Here is a 16192-nt window from a genome sequence, read left to right on the forward strand (position 1 = left end):
TAATTTAATTCTTTATAACATGAAAAAGTTCGTTTTATATTCTTTAATGCTTGGCGCTATAGTATCAACTACCGCTTGTAGAAATATAGAAGAAGATGGACCTACCATTATTCAAAATGGAGGTAACGGAAACGGAGAAACTGAAAACCTTATTCTTTCAGGAAAGATCACTTCCAGCATGACGCTTAAAGCTAACAAAATTTATAAGCTAAGAGGACTAGTATATGTAACTAACGGAGCTACTTTAACTATCGAGCCAGGTACAAAGATTGTAGGTGAAGCTGATAAAAACGGAGCTTTGATCATTACAAAAGGAAGTAAAATCATGGCAGAAGGTACTGCTGCCAACCCTATTATCTTCACTTCTGAAAAACCAAGTCCTAAAAGAGGAGACTGGGCAGGGGTAGTAATTTTAGGAAATGCTCCTACTAATGCTTCTTTCGGTGGAGTAAACGGAGTTGGAGAAATTGAAGGAGGAATCAACAACTCTGATGGTCTTGGACTTTACGGTGGAAACAATGCTGCTGATAACAGTGGTGTATTAAAATATGTAAGAATAGAATATGCAGGATATGCATTCTTACCGGATAAAGAGATCAACGGATTGACATTCGGAGGTGTAGGTAACGGAACTACAGTAGATTACGTAGAAGTTGCTTATGCTAATGATGACAGTTTTGAATGGTTCGGAGGAACAGTAAACTGTTCTCACCTTATTTCTTACAAAGGTCTTGATGATGATTTCGATACGGATAACGGTTTCTCAGGAAATATCCAATTTGGTATTGGAGTAAGAGATTCTCAGATAGCAGACGTTTCCGGTTCTAACGCATTTGAATCTGATAATGATGCTAACGGTTCTACTTTGACACCTCAGACATCCGCTACATTCTCTAACATGACGATTATCGGGCCAATCAACTCTTTAGCTCCAGGATCAATCAACGCGTTATTCCAGAATGCATTACAGATCAGAAGAAACTCTTCTATCTCAGTATTCAACTCTGTATTTACAGGATTCCCAGTTGGTTTATTCATTGATGCAACAAAAGGTGCTCCAACGGATAACAATATTGTAGGTAATAAGCTGTTCTTTGAAAACAACGTTTTAGCAGGAAGCCCAACTCCTTTGAAGTTCGGACCATCTACTTCTACTCCTACAACGTATACATTAAACGATCTTACAACTTGGTTTAATGCTAAAGGAAATACCATCCTTGCTTCTACTGCTGATGTAAAACTTGCTGGTGCATGGGCTCCTGCAGGAACTACACCAAACTTTACTCCTACTGCAGGTTCTCCATTATTAACTGGAGGTGCATTTACTAACCCTAAATTAGCTACTTGGTTTACACAGGTAACTTACAAAGGTGCTGTAAAAGATGCTACAGATACTTGGTATGCAGGATGGACAAACTTCAACTTATAACACCATATAGGTACTTAGATTTAATTTCAAATAGAAAGCCTTCGGAACAATTTTCCGAGGGCTTTTTTTATTGTTATGAGCAGATAGTATGACTGCCTGCCGAAATCAATATTAAGAGGTGTTCATATTGTAAAAACAGAAAAAGGGAATATGAACAGTTATTTTTTAAATTGAACAACTGGGTTTATTGATAGGTTTTGGCTAATATTCATATTAAGTAAACGAGCTAAAGCCCGTTCCTATTGATAAAGAAGAACCCGAAAACACGTAACCTCGAATCTCTCATCCCGCACTAAAAAAGCCACCAGGAAAACTCCCGATGGCATTCACAAAAAACAAGTGTATAAAAAATATATATACTTCAATTAATTTCTCCAGAATAAATTCCCGTCATTCATCAGAGCTTTTATTTCAGACATTCTGGAAACTGCTTCTGCAGAACAGGAAGCGTCTGTAAGAACAATGGCAGCTTCATCACCAGCTTTAGGCCATTGCTGTTTTCCTTTTTCATCCAATGGGAGAATACTTTGCGTGGCAAACTGCAAGGCTCTTGACAATGCATATTCTGTAGCGTAACCATACAACTCAGCAATCAGATTGGCTTTCTGAAGCATACTTCCAGATCCGAAAGTACTCCAGTAATCCTGTACATTATCATTTCCGATCAATACATTGACTCCATATTTTTTCAGGGTTGGAATGGGCATTACTGTTCCTTTAAAAGGTACAGAAGAAGCGATTCCTACTTTTCCTGCAGCCAGTCTTTCTGCAATCTGCTCTGTTTCTTTTGGAGAGAGATACGCTAAGGCAAATGCATGGCTTACAAATGTTTTTCCTTGAAGTGCTGGATTTTCGATTGCTTTATCAATCAGATAATTGATTGTTTTCATTCCGGACTCTCCTGTTTCATGCAGGTGAATATCTATTCCCTTATTGTGATCTAAAGCCAGCTGAACGGTAAAATCCATTACTTTTTCAATGCTTCCGTCAATACTTAAAGGATCCAATCCGCCAATAAATCCTACACTTTTAAGCTGTGCTGCTTCTTTCATTAAAGAAGCTGTCTCTGTATAATAAACTCCATGCTGCGGGAAGGCAACCAATTCTGCTTTAAAAGACTCTTTTTTATTTTCAAGGGCCTGCTCAAGATGTTCCAGGGATTTCAATCCAGATGTAGGATCAATATTGAAATGAGTTCTCGCAAAATGAGTTCCGTAATGCTGCTGCAGACTGATCAGCTGTTCTGCTCTGCTTACAGACGTTTTCAACAGTTCAGGAATGATTTCCTGTTCATAGGCTATCATATCCTTCACCGTTCTTCTTTTCGGAGAAAGAGCCTGCCATGGAAGACCGTATAATGTTTTATCCAGATGAATGTGCATATCTCTGAAAGCCGGAAGCATCAGAAATCCTTTAGCATCTATTGCTTTTGAAGCAGGATCATTTGCTTTTATTGCTTTTATCTTCCCGTCCTCAATTTCAATACTGAAAAGGTCAGTTTTTGTTCCGGTTATCTCTTCATTTTCGTATTCAAAACCTGTTTCCAAGCGGACATTTTTAAGGGAATATTTTCCTTTTGCAGTTAATTGATAGGGAAATTGCATGATTTAAAATTTTAACAATACAAAATTAGCCCGGCTTCAGGATAAAACCAGTGTATCAATTATGTCTTGTTTTGTATAAATTATTCTTTGAATTGCGAGGGAGTCATTCCCGTCTGTGCTTTAAAGAATTTAGAAAAGCTGGCATGATCATAAAAACCGAGATCGTAAACAATATCTTTCACTGACATTTCGGAAACTTTCAAAAGCCTTTTGGCCTCCAGTAAAATACGGTCCTGAATAAGAGATGAAGCCGAAGCATTGAGATTTTTCTTGCAGACAATATTCAGATAGTTGGCAGAAATATTCAGTTTATCCGCATAAAAAGAAACGGATCTTTCTGTTTTAAAATGTTCGTCAATAAGAGGGAGAAATTTTGAGATAATTGGATTCGAGTTATAGACTTCAAAATCTTTAAAAGCCCCTTCTACAGATTTACTTACCAACAAACCGATAAGCTCACTTCTTTTCTGAATAAGCTCCCAAAATACTTTTTCTCCGCTCAGTTCTTTCTGGATTGCCTGAAATTCATAGAGAAAAGTTTCAAAAACTTCCAGGGAAAGATTGATAACCGGGTGATTCTGATAATAAGAGGCTGAAAATCTTAATGACGGCAGAAAACTTTCAAACCAATCCCTGCTGATCATCAGCTGATATCCGATGGTTTCTTTCTCTATTATCCATTGATGCACCTGATCTGGAAAAACAAGATGAATCTGATGGTTTTTCACCTGATATTCTGTAAAGTCTATGGTATGTGAGCCAACGCCATTCTCAAAAAGATTGATGATAAAAAAATCATGTTTATGGGGATCATCAATGGAACGTGCCCCATAAAGTTCATTAAACAGCAAATTACAGCCTTTCAGCTGATTTTCACTAAATTCCTGAATTCCTAAAATAGGAAAATGATCTGTATGGTAACCCACTCTACCTGATTTTCTCCTAAAATTACTAAAATTTGTGAGAAAAAACTAAAATAACCACAAAAGGGACAAAAGCTTTACCTACACCATTCCTACTTCAGTTTCTATCTTCATTAAATGATTGTAACTGAGAATTTTTAATAAATTTTCAGGCTTTTATGTAAAACGTTTATACCCTTTGTGGTTAAAAAAACACAACTAAATTATATATATAAATTCGTAAGCAATTATTGGTGAAATCTTATCCAATAAAGCTTTTTACCAAAGTTTAAAAGACAACATTTCCATCATGTACCAATGATTCAACCTCTGAAATTCTTGATACCGCTTCTGCAGAACAGCTTACGTTCATCAATACAAAATCGGCTTTATCTCCTGCTTTCGGCCATTGTTGAATTCCTTTATCATCCAGCGGAAGAATATTTCCTGTGGCCAGTTTTAAACTTCTTGACAATAAAAATTCTGTTGAATACCCATACAGTTGAGCCATTAAATTAGCTTTCTGAAGTACACTTCCTGTTCCGAAAGTATTCCAGTGATCTACAATACTATCATTACCTGTCAAGACGGTTACATTATGTTTGTAAAGCGTTGGTATAGGCATGATCATCCTTCCAAAAGGGATTGTAGAAACAATTCCGATTTGGAATTCTGCTAATTTTTCAGCGATCTCTTCCTGTTTTGCGGCTTCTAATTTAGCCAAGATAAAACAGTGGCTTAAATAAGTTTTTCCTTTAAGAGAAGGATTTTCATTTACTTTTTTGATAAGGTATTCTACTGTCTTCAGTCCGGAATCTCCGGTTTCATGCAGATGAATATCTATTCCTTTTTTATTGTCCAAAGCAAGCTGAACAGTGAAATCCACTACTTTTTCAATATCACCATCTATGTTGAACGGATCTACTCCTCCGATAAAATCAATATCCATCTTCGCCGCTTCTTTCAAATAGGGCACCGAATCAGTATAAAACACTCCATGCTGCGGAAAAGCAACCAATTCTGCTCCAAACCCTTTCTTTTTATTTTCTAAAGCTTTCTGCAGATTTTTTAACGACTGAAGTTTTGAAGTAGGCTCAATATTCACATGGCTTCTCGCATAAGAAGTCCCTTTTGACTGTAACAGTTCAATCAGTTTTTCTGCCTTGAAAGTTGAATTCTTCAGCATATCCGGAAGCATTTTCTGCTCCAGTTCTATCATTCCTTTTATTCCACCGGTTCTTTTCCTAACAGCCTGCCATTGATCTCCATAAAAGGTTTTATCCAGGTGAATATGCATATCCTTGAATGCAGGAAGCATCAATAGCCCTTTTGCATCTACCGCTTTAGCATTAGGTTGGTTTGGGCCAATCTTTGTGATTTTTCCGTTTTCAACTTCTACATAAAACAGATCGGTTTTGGTAGAAGCCACTTCCCCATCCTGATATTCAAACCCTGTTTCCAGACGAACATTTTTAAGACTCATCTTTCCTTTTACTAAACTCTTATTTCCATCCAGGAAAGGTGATGCAGTCATGATATTAGGTATTAAAGTTAATCCCGCTACAGCCAATGCTGAATTTCGAATAAAATCTTTGCGGGAGATGGTATTGCCAGAAGTCTTCATTTCCAATCTATTTATGACAAAATTAAAAAGAAGTCTGCTGACCAAAGTGTATGGTTTATTACAAAACTTGTATGATTTATGCTTTGTTTTGATTCCTTATTAAAATCTCCGGTTTATCTTTTCTACACTAAAATAAAGAAGATACCCACAACAATTGTCATTCAGGAATCTAAACGGCTGATTCACTTTGATTACTGGGACTCTTATGGAGTGACAAAGATTGTGCATAACTTTAATTGCGTAAAGTTTTTTATTGATCTGCAAACTTCCTAACTCAAATCATTCTGCATAAAAAAACCGGATCTAAAGTCCGGTTTCATTATTATTTATTGGAATATTCAAATTTTCTTACAGCTTCCAGTGTCATATCAATTTCTTTATCCTTGATAGCATCACTAATGAAGTATGTTTCATATCCACTTGGCGGCAGATATACTCCATTCTGAAGCATCTGGTGGAAGAAGTTATTGAACAATGAATGGTTAGCTTCCTGAGCCTCATCAAAGTTTGAAACTCTGTTGATATGGAAGAAAACAGACATCATAGAACCTTTTCTGTTGATTTTATGGGCGATTCCTTTTTCGTTTAAAATTTTTCCGATTTCAAAATCCAACGTTTCTGTTGTTTTATGCAATCTGTTGAAAAATTCCGGATCATTTTTAATCAGTTGAAGTGTTTTTAATCCAGCTCTCATCGCTAAAGGATTTCCACTTAATGTTCCTGCCTGATATACTCCTCCTTTTGGAGCCAGGTGATCCATAATTTCGTTTCTTCCTGCGAAAGCTCCTACCGGAAGTCCTCCACCGATTACTTTTCCGTAAGTTACTAAGTCTGCTTTTACATTGAAAAGCTCCTGAGCGCCTCCGAAAGCCAATCTGAAACCAGTCATTACCTCATCAAAGATTAATAAAGCTCCGTTTTCGTCACAGATCTTTCTCAGATTTTGTAAGAAGTTGTTTTCAGGCAGTACACAACCCATATTTCCTGCAACAGGTTCTATAATTACAGCTGCAATCTCTCCCTGATTGTGACGGAATAAATCCTCAACCTGTTCAAAATCGTTATAACGGGCTAATAATGTATCTTTAGCAGTACCTGCTGTTACTCCCGGAGAATTTGGGTTTCCGAAAGTCGCTGCACCACTTCCTGCTTTAATCAGGAATGAGTCTGAGTGCCCGTGATAACAGCCTTCAAATTTCACGATCTTATCTCTTCCAGTGTATCCTCTTGCCAGTCTTACCGCACTCATACATGCTTCTGTTCCTGAAGAAACCATTCTGATCTGGTCAATATTCGGGACATTTTCAATAATGAATTTTGCGATTTCTGTTTCAAGTTCAGTCGGTGCTCCGAAAGAGAAACCTTTCTCTGCCTGTATTTTCAGTTCTTCCAATACTTCAGGATGCGTATGTCCTAAAATGGCAGGCCCCCATGAGTTGATATAATCGATATAAGTATTGTCATCTGCATCGGTAAGATAAGCTCCTTTTGCCGATTTCATAAAAACAGGCACTCCTCCTACGGATTTGAATGCTCTTACCGGAGAGTTTACTCCTCCCGGAATGTATTTGTAGGCTTCATCAAATAAAGCCGAACTTCTCTGATACTTCATATATGCTTAGTTGTTGCTGGCAGTTGCTGGTTGGCATGTAGCTGTCAACGGTAAACTCTCAACAAAAAAATTAAATTAGTTTCGTGGTTTTTTGTCTATCAAATAAATCAGCTGTCCTGCAGATGGCTGTTGTCCTTCATCCATTCTGTTTTTAGCATATAATTTATTTAACTTGATTCCGAATTTCTGGGCGATATCGTGCATATCTTCTCCGGATTCTACTTTATAGGTTGCTGTATTTCCTGTAGAATTTTTTGATTCAAGGAAAACAATATCATTTTTCTTTAAGGTTTCACCTTCCAGTTCATTCCACTTTATTAGTCTGCTCTCGCTGACTTTGAATTTATTGGCAATGAATTTCACATCAGTATCTTCAGGAATTACGATATATTTCAGGCCGTCATTCGGATGGCTTTTGATAAGAATGGAATTAAGAATTTCAGCTTTCGTTTTGATTCTTTCTACTCTTTTTTGCTGTTGCGCATAAGACGTCTGCTTGTAAGGAACTTCTACTGTAACCGGGTCTTTAGCTTTTTTTATTGCTTTTGAAGGTTCCAGCTGTGCCATGAAAGTTCTGTCGTCTTTCAGATCCGGATACATTTTAAGTACGGCGTACAATACCTCATTCGAACTGGTATTGTCGAATTCATATAGCTTGTACTTTTCAATTTTGGTGATAAGAATTGAAGCATAACGCGGATTGGTAGCATAACCAGCTTTTTTCAGACCGGTTGCCCACGCTCTGTAATCTCTCATATCCAGGTTGAAAAGTTTTGCGTAATACTTTCTTGTAGATAAGAATATAGAATGATCTTCGTAAGACTGTCTCGGATCGTCGTATACACGGAAGCATTCGTTAGGTGCATCATCGGTATGTTTCATCGTTCTACCGGTCCAGTCTTCTTTACATTTTATGCCGAAGTGGTTTTTACCCTCCTGTGCCAATCTGCTCTGCCCTCCTCCGGTTTCTAACAACCCTTGTGCAAGCGTAATAGAAGCAGGAATTTTATATTTTTCCATTTCTTCTACGGCATATTTAGCAAACTTCTGAATATACTGATCTTCGGTTGCCCAAGACTGGGCAGAAAATTTTGATAAAACTAAAAGGCTTATGGATAGGAAAAGTCTTTTCATCTTATAATTTTTATTGTTTTAAAATGAAAGATGGAACACTAAGTGTTTCATGTTTTTCAATTTTACTTATATAATTAAATTTCTATTCTGTTTTTCCAAAAGCAGATTAGCACCTTCAATCCCCTGTAATCCACCAGTGTGAAAGCACAAAATCCTGCTATTTTCAGGAAAATAATCATCTTCAATCAGTTCAAAAACTTTCTCCATCATTTTTCCTGTATATATCGGTTCTAAAGGAACACCATACTTCTCTTTGAAATCATTGATAAAACGGATGTTTCCATCATTTATTTTACCATAACCTCCAAAACATGAATCTATTAGATTAAAATTCTGTCTCAAAGTTAATTCAAAAATTTTATTTTCCAGTGAAGCATCATCTACAACCTTAAATCCTATAACGTTCTGATTGTCTTCACAAAATTTTGAAATTCCTGCAATGGTTCCTCCGGTTCCAACTGCGGTGCAAAGATAGTCAAAATCTTTTGTTTGTTCGTTGAGCATCATTTTCACCCCTTCCACAGCCTCTTCATTGGTACCTCCTTCAGGAACAATCAATGCCTCAGGAAACTCCTGATGAAGGAATTCTGTAAGCTTTTCTTTATGACGGTATTCTTCACGGGTGACAAATTTCAGGTTCATACCATTTCTTTTGGCAAAAAGTAAAGTAGGGTTATCCCGCCACTTATGCTGCAGTTCTTCTCCTCTGATGATTCCCAATGTTGGAATACCTGCCAGATTTCCTACTGCTGAGACCGCAGCGATATGGTTGGAAAAGGCTCCGCCAAAAGTAATAATATAAGGTTTATCGGGATTTTTTGCCAGATAATGATTCACATTATAAAACAGTTTCCAGTACTTATTGCCTGAAATCAGCGGATGAATCTGATCTTCCCTTTTAATGAAAAGTTTTACATTTTTATGAATGGGAATTTCCTGAATGGAAACAGGTTCTATGGGAAGTTGTAGTAGCATTTCAGTTTTTGGCGGCTCAAGGTTTATTCTTTACAAAAATAGGAAAAGATTTAGTCTTCCGTGGATTTCCGGTTTTATGGGTAATTATGTTTAGATTTTTCCCACAGATCCCACAGATTTTCACAGATGATGTTTTGTTTTTTTAGGTTTTGGCTAAAGCCGGATGAATGTTGATTTATTTGATAACTGGGCTAAAGCCCAATCCTATTGAATAAGTAGAAATGTGAATATTTAATCTCAAAATAATTCATAATTCATAATTCATAATTCATAATTCTACAGATATTTCCTGAAATTCCAGAATTTTCTCTTTTGCAGATAATTCAGGTTATTCTCATTGATATAGGCTTCTCTTTCAAAGGAGATTCTTCTATAAGCCAGATAACCGTCTTTCAGTTTGAAAAACCAGTAATAATATTCAATAACATAGAAAATATAAAAAAAAATGATAAGCATTTCCATCTGTTGGCGTAAATGGATTTTTTCGTGATTGATCAATACATTATTTTCCTTATCTTCGGGTTTCCTAATGAAGATAAAGGGAAAGAGAGCAATGCCATTAATTTTTAATTTTTTTAAAGGCTTTTGGCATACAATTATCATAGTAACAAATATAAAAAGTTTTTTGACTAGCATTTAACTTATGGCCCATTATGACATCAAAGAAGGTGAAGACTTCTACTATAATGAACAGGGGTACAAGGTTTTTACAGAAAAATTTCATCTGAAAAGAGGTCATTGCTGTAAAAGCGGCTGCAGACACTGTCCTTACGGGTACGATAAAAAGACTGATACATTCATTAAAAATGATAAAAAAAATAAATAAAATGAAAAAATATATTTTTATTTTGTTGGCATCTGCTACTTTAGGTTTAACTTCTTGTAGCCCTTTTCAGGTACGTTCAGATTATGCTGAAAGCGCCAATTTCAATTCTTTTAAAACGTATAAAATAAGAATTGATGATCTAAAACTGAATGATATTGATAAAGACAGAGTCCTGAATGAACTGTCGAGACAGCTTCAGAGCAAAGGGCTTCAATCCGGAGAAAATCCTGATTTGATTATCAATGTAAAAGCTAATCATAAAAAGGTTACCGATATCAATTCTTCTTCACCTTACGGAATGTGGGGATGGGGCGGACCATTCGGATGGGGCGTTGGAATGAGCAGAACATGGACTTCTAATTATAATGAAGGAGCACTGATCGTAGACCTTATTGATGCAAAAACCAATAAATTGGTTTGGCAGGGTATCGGAAGCGGAATTTCTGTAGATTCTCCAAAAGCGAAACAGAGACAGATTCCAGAAATTATGGCTGAGATTATGAAAAATTATCCGCCACAAAGAAAATAAAATTTAAGTCATCCATTATATAGCCGGTACTCTTGTACTGGCTTTTTTTATGGGTAATCATTCCGTTTTTCCCATAGTTAACACAAATTTTCACAGATGATTCTTGAATATGGCCTTCCATTCTTTAAGTTTTGGCTAAAGCCAATGGAATCTTTTTTATTTTAATCCGGGCTAAAACCCGACCCTATTGAATATCGAAGTTCCTAACACGATTCCCGAAATCCCCAAACCCGAGACTCATAATCCATAATTCATCATTATAACATGCAGTACATTTAAAATTAACGCTTACTTAATTTTTTATTCACGAAAATGTGTTATTCTTGTTTAAACTTAATATTATATGAAAAAAGTTATTTTATTTTCTCTATTTGCGGGACTTGCCCACGCTCAGGCTCCTGCAGGATATTACAATTCTGCTAACGGATTGAGTGGCGCAGCACTGAAAACAGAATTAAGCAGCATTATTACCAGCGGACATATGGACAAAGGTTACGGAGGTCTGTGGACTGCTTATAAAACCACTGATATTGATAAGGATTATGAAAATGACGGTTCTATCCTTGATATTTATTCTGAAAAACCTGTAGGTGCAGATCCTTATAAGTATACTCCTGGAACCAACCAGTGTGGAACTTATTCTACAGAAGGAAATTGCTATAACAGAGAACATATTGTTCCTCAAAGTCTTTTTAGCCAGGCTTCTCCAATGGTTGCTGATATTCACTTTATCAGAGCTACAGACGGGAAAGTAAACGGAATGAGAAGTAATTACCCTTTCGGAAAGGTAGGAAGTGCTTCATTTACTTCACAGAACGGATCAAAGCTTGGAACGTCAGCTTCTTCAGGGTATGCGGGGACGGTTTTCGAGCCGATTGATGAGTTTAAAGGAGATGTGGCGCGTATGATTTTCTATTTTGTAACCCGTTATCAGAGTAAATTGTCTACTTTCTCCTCAGGAAACATGCTAGGAAGTTCTACATTCCCGGGATTACAGACATGGGAGCTGAATGTTCTTCTGGCATGGCATAATCAGGATCCTGTTTCCCAGGCTGAGATCAAAAGAAATAATGCATCTTATACTTTCCAGGGTAACAGAAATCCATTTATTGATAACCCGAATTACGTAAGTCTTATCTGGGGTTCTCAGCAGCCTTCAGGTGATACTCAGGCACCTACTACAGCAACAGGTCTGAATGTTTCAGGAAAAACTTCCAGCAGTATTTCCCTTGCCTGGAATGCTTCTACGGATAATGTAGGGGTAACGGCTTACAATGTTTATATGGACGGAAGTCTGAAAACTACGGTAAGCTCAACTTCAACCACTATTTCAGGACTTACTCCTTCTACTACGTACAGCTTTTATGTTGTAGCAAAAGATGCGGCTGGAAATTCGTCCTCCAACAGTTCAACGGTTTCCGGTACTACCAATTCAGGAGGTACTACTCCAGGAACCAATTGTGCCAATGAAACTTTTGAAACAATTCCTGCAGCCAGCTCTACTTATTCAAGTAAAACATGGAGCAACGGCGGTATTTCATGGACGGCAACGGATGCAAGAACAGACCAGACTATTAACAATAAAGCGATAACGGTAAGAAACGGTTCTTTAACATCAGGAAGTTCTGCGAATGGTATTGGTTCTTTAACGGTGACAACACAGCTGAAATTTACAGGATCTAATGGTACGTTTGATGTAAAAGTAAACGGAACCAGTGTAGGAACTATTCCTTACGGAGCAACAACAGCAACCACTACCATCAATAATATCAACGTTTCCGGAAATGTAGTGGTAAGCCTTGTGAATAACTCAACGAGCAACAGAGTTGCCATTGATGACCTTTCCTGGACATGCTATTCTGGAGCTGCTGCAAGGATGGCTCAAAGTACAGCCTTGGAAACCTCAGCTAAGAGTTTTAAAATCTCTCCAAATCCAATCACTAATCAGGAAATTTTTGTAAAAGGAGATCTTCAAAATGTAAAAAAAGCTGAAATTTATAATCTTCAGGGGAAAGTTCTTCAGACGATTGATCAGCCTTTCAGAAATGGAAATTCTATTAAAACAAGAAATCTTGGTCAGGGAATTTATATTTTGAAACTGGATCAGACTACGATGCAGTTTTTGGTAAAATAATTCAACTATCAACTTTATATAAAATGCCGGTCTCAAACAGATCGGCATTTCTTATTTTTAATACTCCACAAATTTTGAATTGAGTAGATTTTTCAACTCAAAGACTTTATCTGACTGATTTACATTTTCAGAGAGTAAAAAAGAATCAGCAAGTTGATTTGACGAAGCGAATCTTATAGAGAGATTTTATCCAGATCCGGATATCCTGATCCTTTCAAAAGGTCTTTCCATTCTTTATTTTTGAACACAAAAAGGTTACAGCGGTATTCGTCCGGTCTGTTGTCTATTTTGGTTTCGCAATAGTAATAGAGCATATCTTTGTTTCTCCAGATAGCCACTTCCTGTCTGAGTTTATTCTGAGTCTGGATGATCTCATTATCTTTAACTTCTGATTCAAAACCTTCATGTATGGTATCAAAACTGGGTTTCTGAAGTGTTTTGTTTAAGTTATCCAGAAGGGCTGTTTTTTCCTGTTCAGTATAGATATCAAGCTGATACATTCCCAATTCGTCTTCTTTTTCATTGGCAAGAGGTCCAATTTCCTGATCTACTTTTCCGAAGTGTAAAATTACTTTATTGGTATTTTTATTATTTTTTCCTTCCAGATCTATTCCATTGAAATGCAATAGTTCTTTTGATGAAAAAGCAAGTTTTTCATTTCCGATAAGGGTTACTTCACTGGTACGTACTGCTTCTTTGGCTGTTGCTCCTGCAGATTTTAAAATCTCATTAATGTTTTGTCCGGTTTTAATTTGAGCGAGATTAAAAGGCTCCGTCTGAGTACTTCCCTTCGTTTCAAGCACCAATTCAGTATCTTTATTTTTCTGCTGGTTACATGATATAAGCCCCAGGCAGATTACTGGTATTAATACATATTTCAAATTTTTCATAATGTTAGTGTTAGTACCTGGTTATAAGAATACAACAGAAAAAAAGCGATTCAAGTATTTGAAACCTGGTTTTTATTTATCGTATTCTTGTTTTTTTATTTTCTTTTTCTTCTCTGAGTGCAACTTCTACTTCATATACTTATACCATGGAGATTCCTGTGGCGTTGGGTATTTTAATCCAAAAACGGCATTATTGTGATAGGCTTCTTTGGTCACGGAAATGTACTTATTTCTTATTCTTCCGTCATTTTCAACAGAGATACTTAATATGGAATAATTCTTCCCATCATCCCAGAAGAAAGAGGTTGGATAAGTAAAGGTGTTTTTCTCATTTTGACTCCAGGAAACTTTCTCCGGGGAAACTTTTTTAAGTTTTTCAAAAATCGGTTTTACAAATTTTGTATCTACAGCTGCTTTATCTGTAATGGCAGCGGTAGGGTTTCCATGTTTTTTCACTATTTTTTCTACAAACTCCAGAGAATATTTTTCAGCGGCATTGGTATCGATAGCTCCTACTTTCCCTTTGTATACTGTAATTCTTGTACCCATCGTATTGTCTAAGGGTATATTTCCGTAGATTACTCCTTTATTTTCATCAGCATAGTATTGAATGATATCTGCTTTTGCAGCATCTTTCATAAATAAATCTTTGTTTTCAAAGTCATACTTCTTTGCATCATCACCTAATGAAACTGATGAAAGGTCAAAGGATTTATTTCCACAACAGATATTGATCAATACTACAAAAATCAATATCAGAACTTTTGCTATTTTCATCATATTAAGTGTTTTGTTTTAACAATTACTGATTCTGTCTGTCTTTAATTATTTTAGACCAATCGGTAAACATCTTAGTAATGGTATTGGCGTTGATTAAACTGAAAATGAACATTCCGGTAAAGACCGTAAGCCAGCAATACGCTAATTTCACTCCATTTTTGTCTGTAATAAAGAAAAGTACAAATATGGTAAGAGCTCCCAATATAAATGTAAAAAGCAATGTATACATCAATACATGAATGATATACATATTGAACTTAAGCTTTCTGAATATCCAGCCTATCAATGTAACCGGAATAAATAATAGCAGAGGCAGAAACATGGCTCCGAATATGGTGACTTCCGGGAAGTCTGCTATTTTGCTTTCTAATCCGAAAAAAGTATTAAAACTGAACTCCATTATATTGTTTTTCAGAATCTGTTATTTCCAGTAATGTTTTGTCTTTATACGCAAGCATTTTTGCTAATATAACATTTGGAAATTCATGAATTCCTATGTTGTAAAGATTAACGCTGTCATTAAAAAACTCTCTTCTGTCTGCTATTTTGTTCTCCAACTCGGAAACTCTCTTCTGAAGCTCCAGAAAATTATTATTGGATTTCAGTTCGGGATAGTTCTCAGAAACGGCAAAGAATGAAGACAAAGCCTTTGAAGTTTCATTGGCTAAGGCTGTTCTTTGGTCTGCATCTGTAGTGTTGTTATAAAAAGTTCTGAGTTCTGTAAGACGCGTCAACAGCTTTTCTTCATAGTTCATAAAGTGCTTGGCTACCGTTACCAGATTGGGAATTTCATCTGCACGCTGTTTCAGCACCACATCAATATTGCCGTAGGCTTTGTCAACGTTAAATTTGAGCATGACCAATTTGTTGTACAGATTGATCAAAAAACTGATAATAACTACCCCCAGCAGGATAAGTAATATGATTGCGACAATCTGATTCATTATTGTATGAGTATATAAATAATTATTAACAAGATAACGGAGCAGGTAAACATAAATGATCTCAACAGCGGCTGATATTTGTTCCAGACACTGATTCCTGATGATGAAGTAATCCCCAGAATTTTATAATGATCATCTTTTCTTATGAAAGGTACTCCGTTTTCAGCATCGGCATATCCTACCAACAGCATCTTCTGACCATCTTTTAAAAGGGTTTCTTTGTATCTTTTACCGCTGTGGCTGCTTATATTGGTTTCTTCTAATAAAACCAGCTCTATTCCTTCCGGCTCTACATCAATTGTTCCTGTATTATCTGTAACCTGGAAGATATTGCACTGCGTTTCTCTATGAACGGTTCTGTATGTCTCTTTACCATCCGAATCTCTGTCAATATTTTCAATAGTATAGTAATATCCAATACAAACTTCGTTCTTCACGGGTGAGAATAAAGGATTCTTCATCACCAATGTTCCTTCAATCTCTGCCAGACCTTTTGCTACTGAATGGATTTTTGAGGTGGGAAGTGATGACTGCAGGCGTAAAAAACGTTTTGCAGCATTAGGTTTCATTAAAGCAATAAAAATGAGGATGAAAACCACCAAGGGAATCAGAATGATTGCCTTTTCCGCATAGCTGTCATAGTTATTGGCAATTTCAAAAGCATATTCATGGAATGGCATTTTTTCTTTGAAGATAACCCATAATATAAAATAAATAAAAAATGATGCTATTATTCCCAGAATAATATATCCTGTATATGATCTTCCTTTCTTATTTCCCATCTACTTTGTCTGAACACTTTACTTTTC

16 protein-coding genes are annotated in these 16192 nt (G+C 36.4%); 4 read left to right on the forward strand and 12 right to left on the reverse strand.

What is annotated here, in order from left to right; translation table 11 throughout:
* Nucleotides 1–19: 19 nt before the first annotated feature.
* The gene (locus AC57AW_RS19930) at nt 20–1429 is read left to right on the forward strand and encodes a beta-helix domain-containing protein (protein ID WP_496353285.1); all 1410 of its coding nucleotides are present in this window, start codon (nt 20–22) and stop codon (nt 1427–1429) included.
* 365 nt (nt 1430–1794) lie between these two features.
* Here AC57AW_RS19930 and AC57AW_RS19935 read toward each other — a convergent pair whose 3' ends face one another.
* The 7 genes from AC57AW_RS19935 to AC57AW_RS19965 form a co-directional block, all read right to left on the reverse strand.
* Nucleotides 1795–3033 carry an amidohydrolase gene (locus tag AC57AW_RS19935; protein ID WP_496353286.1) on the reverse strand — a complete coding sequence of 413 codons (1239 nt, stop codon included), beginning with the start codon at nt 3031–3033 and terminating at the stop codon, nt 1795–1797.
* Between the two features lie 80 nt (nt 3034–3113).
* A complete protein-coding gene (locus AC57AW_RS19940) occupies nt 3114–3959 on the reverse strand; it encodes an AraC family transcriptional regulator (protein WP_496353287.1) in 846 nt (281 codons plus the stop codon).
* A 265-nt stretch (nt 3960–4224) separates the two neighbouring features.
* Nucleotides 4225–5559, reverse strand: coding sequence for an amidohydrolase (locus AC57AW_RS19945; RefSeq protein WP_496353288.1), 1335 nt, complete (start codon nt 5557–5559; stop codon nt 4225–4227).
* 322 nt (nt 5560–5881) lie between these two features.
* Entirely contained in the window at nt 5882–7171 is a 1290-nt protein-coding gene (gene hemL, locus AC57AW_RS19950) for a glutamate-1-semialdehyde 2,1-aminomutase (RefSeq protein ID WP_047387305.1), read from the reverse strand.
* A gap of 75 nt (nt 7172–7246) precedes the next feature.
* Nucleotides 7247–8305 carry a glucosaminidase domain-containing protein gene (locus AC57AW_RS19955; RefSeq protein ID WP_318846936.1) on the reverse strand — a complete coding sequence of 353 codons (1059 nt, stop codon included), beginning with the start codon at nt 8303–8305 and terminating at the stop codon, nt 7247–7249.
* Between the two features lie 66 nt (nt 8306–8371).
* Nucleotides 8372–9280, reverse strand: a complete 909-nt coding sequence (locus AC57AW_RS19960; protein ID WP_496353289.1) for a 1-aminocyclopropane-1-carboxylate deaminase/D-cysteine desulfhydrase — start codon at nt 9278–9280, stop codon at nt 8372–8374.
* A gap of 276 nt (nt 9281–9556) precedes the next feature.
* The gene (locus tag AC57AW_RS19965; protein WP_496353290.1) at nt 9557–9883 is read right to left on the reverse strand and encodes a hypothetical protein; all 327 of its coding nucleotides are present in this window, start codon (nt 9881–9883) and stop codon (nt 9557–9559) included.
* A 40-nt stretch (nt 9884–9923) separates the two neighbouring features.
* Here AC57AW_RS19965 and AC57AW_RS19970 point away from each other — a divergent pair, with 40 nt between their 5' ends.
* From AC57AW_RS19970 to AC57AW_RS19980, 3 genes are all read left to right on the forward strand, one after another.
* Nucleotides 9924–10106 (forward strand): C1orf53 family protein, encoded by a 183-nt coding sequence (locus AC57AW_RS19970; RefSeq protein WP_034745671.1) that lies wholly within the window; start codon nt 9924–9926, stop codon nt 10104–10106.
* A gap of 1 nt (nt 10107) precedes the next feature.
* Complete coding sequence (locus AC57AW_RS19975) at nt 10108–10635, forward strand: DUF4136 domain-containing protein (RefSeq protein ID WP_318846933.1); 528 nt, start codon at nt 10108–10110, stop codon at nt 10633–10635.
* A gap of 343 nt (nt 10636–10978) precedes the next feature.
* Nucleotides 10979–12769 (forward strand): endonuclease, encoded by a 1791-nt coding sequence (locus tag AC57AW_RS19980; protein ID WP_496353291.1) that lies wholly within the window; start codon nt 10979–10981, stop codon nt 12767–12769.
* Nucleotides 12770–12942: 173 nt separating this feature from the next.
* On the opposite strand, the gene AC57AW_RS19985 is transcribed toward AC57AW_RS19980, so the two are convergent.
* The 5 genes from AC57AW_RS19985 to AC57AW_RS20005 form a co-directional block, all read right to left on the reverse strand.
* Nucleotides 12943–13659 carry a hypothetical protein gene (locus AC57AW_RS19985; protein ID WP_496353292.1) on the reverse strand — a complete coding sequence of 239 codons (717 nt, stop codon included), beginning with the start codon at nt 13657–13659 and terminating at the stop codon, nt 12943–12945.
* Nucleotides 13660–13785: 126 nt separating this feature from the next.
* A complete protein-coding gene (locus AC57AW_RS19990) occupies nt 13786–14439 on the reverse strand; it encodes a hypothetical protein (RefSeq protein WP_496353293.1) in 654 nt (217 codons plus the stop codon).
* A 22-nt stretch (nt 14440–14461) separates the two neighbouring features.
* Nucleotides 14462–14839, reverse strand: a complete 378-nt coding sequence (locus AC57AW_RS19995) for a hypothetical protein (protein WP_496353294.1) — start codon at nt 14837–14839, stop codon at nt 14462–14464.
* Entirely contained in the window at nt 14823–15383 is a 561-nt protein-coding gene (locus AC57AW_RS20000; RefSeq protein WP_496353295.1) for a LemA family protein, read from the reverse strand. Before AC57AW_RS20000 ends, AC57AW_RS19995 begins: the two co-directional genes overlap by 17 nt.
* Nucleotides 15383–16165 carry a hypothetical protein gene (locus AC57AW_RS20005; RefSeq protein WP_496353296.1) on the reverse strand — a complete coding sequence of 261 codons (783 nt, stop codon included), beginning with the start codon at nt 16163–16165 and terminating at the stop codon, nt 15383–15385. Before AC57AW_RS20005 ends, AC57AW_RS20000 begins: the two co-directional genes overlap by 1 nt.
* Between the last annotated feature and the right edge of the window lie 27 nt (nt 16166–16192).

The organism is Chryseobacterium sp. BGA-UO-ETr-SB22, from assembly GCF_059567885.1.